Genomic DNA, 2273 nt, shown 5'->3' on the forward strand with positions numbered 1-2273 from the left:
TTTTCTTGCTCGTGAATGGGTGGTTGTTTGGTTTCTACCGTTTCGATTTGTTCTGGTTGGCTTTCAACATCACCACACTCGATTGGCTCTTCAACCAAATCGGTTGTTTCTAAATCTTCAAACTCAGTTTCTTTTTTTGATAAAACGATAGTTTTATTTTTTTATTATATATGTGGTTGTGGTTGTGGTTGGCATCATTAAGCATTGCATAAGCATTGCTTGTAGCATGCTTAAGCATACCGTTAGCATCATGCTTAGCATCTTGTTCACTTTTATTTTTATCCCATCTTGCCTTTGCTGCCTTCTGCGCTCTCTCGGAAAACTTATTCAAATTCTCATTAGAGTTGTTGAGTTCCTCTTCAACTTGTAAACTCCACAAGCGACCATCTTCTAAACAAATGATCTTCTTATCACGTAATAAAAACTCTAACGCTTTATTAAAGATCTTTTTTGAACAGCCTGCACTATGTGCTAATTTATCCTGATCACAAAAAATGGGTTCTCCACTTTTACGCATGTGCCATTTCAATATAACGTATGTCGCTATTTGAAAGGCTTTCATGCCATTTGTTTCTGCGAGACAATCTGAAGGGAAGCTGCGAACCCAAGCTAATTTAGTTGACATGCGTTGCCTCCTCTCTTTTCATACTCCACCTCATATTCGCTGCTTTCGAAGCTCTTTCTGAAAATTTGCTAATCGTATAATCAAAAGCTAGTGACTTATGCCATAAGCCACCATTCTCTAAACGCGTAATATGACCCGTGTTGATTAAGATCTCTAAGGTCTTTTGAAACGTTCTTACTGAACACCCACACCAACTCGATAAATAAGACGCATTATTTATAAGAGGAGCTTTTTTATCATTCATTAACAATACAAGTGTTGTGTAAACAGCTTTCTCTGTTGCTTTTAAACCCATAAGCTCTTTTAAAAACTTATCTGTACTAAACTTTACACACGCTACTTTATTAATGGACATCATTCGTGATCTCCCTTTCTTTAACTAAATGTAAAATTGCTAAAGCATCCGCTTCATTATCATCACAAGGCGCGTGTCCTTTTGCACGCATCGCATCTATAATCTCTGCTTTCGACGCATTCCCCTTGCCCGTCGTCACTTTCTTAATCGTACAAACCGGTATACCCTCATACGGTATCTCATGATGTTCACACCACGCCGTTAACGTTGCTAATAAACCACCATAAACATGCGCTGCATCCGCGCCAATATGACGCCTCACCTCCTCAAAATACACCGCGTCAATTTGACATGCTGTTTGCTTTATTTCTGTAAGCCATCTCTTAAAGCGTAAATAACGCATCCCACCGCCTTCAAAACGGCGCGGCTTAAAATCAATAGTACCACTGATGATGTGATCATCCCCATCACGTATCGCCCACCCCGTTTTCGTTCCTAGATCAAAACAAAGAATCGTGTTATTCACCGCGCCAATCCATACATAATGTGCTTTATTAGGTTGTTTTTTTCAAAAAGCGGATAAAAAAGATGTTAAAGCGTGCAAACATATGTAAATACGTAATTATATTCCTTACATTAATTGGAATGATTATGCTTCTTAATTGGAAGGTATGCTTAGATTGGATAGAACAACACCCTACACTCTTTTCTGCACTTTCTTCGGTTGGCGCTTTATTATCAGCAATTTTTGCTTTTCGTTCTATTAAACAGACATTGAAATTACGAAAAGAAGATCGAATAAAAGCTGCAAAATTGAGAAGAGAAGATAAAAAAAACTTTGAAAAAACATTAGCTAATGCCATAAACATAGCCGAAGCAACTAAACAACAAGCAGAAGCGCTAGAAAAACTTACCAATGTTCTAGAAAAACAGACAGAAATTTTAGAGCAGAGAAAACTTAATGTTTTATCACAATATATGCGAACGTATAGAGATCCCGATAGTAACGTATTTTTATTCATCGATATAGCTTTACTCATTACAAATCCTGCAAAACAACCACTTACAATCAATTCCATTACGATAAATAGAGACAGCCTTTTTAGATTTATTCATGCAACATATACTGTACTCTATCCTTTTCCTCCTTATAAAAAGGTACACACCATCTCCCCCAAAAAGCCCCAACTTCTCTGTTTTAAAAAACCTAAAGTAGAACCTAAAATATATGATCCTCTTAATGTATTTAGCCTTGATGTTTCCAGCTCTCTATACTTAGTTATTACTGTCGCACCTATAAATAATGATACACCATCTAAACTAATATTCACTTTAGAACACACTGCTGTAGAT

Annotated in this window: 3 protein-coding genes and 1 pseudogene; 1 reads left to right on the plus strand and 3 read right to left on the minus strand. The window is 36.8% G+C overall.

What is annotated here, in order from left to right:
• The 3 genes and pseudogenes from BN202_RS08730 to BN202_RS08740 form a co-directional block, all read right to left on the minus strand.
• Positions 1-625: pseudogene (locus tag BN202_RS08730) on the minus strand (hypothetical protein); the annotation flags it as partial.
• Positions 615-980, minus strand: coding sequence for a DUF1376 domain-containing protein (locus BN202_RS08735; RefSeq protein WP_034988084.1), 366 nt, complete (start codon positions 978-980; stop codon positions 615-617). The pseudogene BN202_RS08730 and the gene BN202_RS08735, both read right to left, overlap by 11 nt.
• A complete protein-coding gene (locus BN202_RS08740; protein ID WP_019220268.1) occupies positions 970-1446 on the minus strand; it encodes a crossover junction endodeoxyribonuclease RuvC in 477 nt (158 codons plus the stop codon). Before BN202_RS08740 ends, BN202_RS08735 begins: the two co-directional genes overlap by 11 nt.
• Positions 1447-1508: 62 nt before the next feature.
• Between BN202_RS08740 and BN202_RS08745 the strand changes: the two genes are divergently transcribed.
• The coding region (locus BN202_RS08745; RefSeq protein WP_244426448.1) for a hypothetical protein at positions 1509-2273 on the plus strand (765 nt) is incomplete at its 3' end.

The sequence above is a fragment of the Bartonella florencae genome, from assembly GCF_000312525.1.
Lineage (GTDB): Bacteria > Pseudomonadota > Alphaproteobacteria > Rhizobiales > Rhizobiaceae > Bartonella > Bartonella florencae.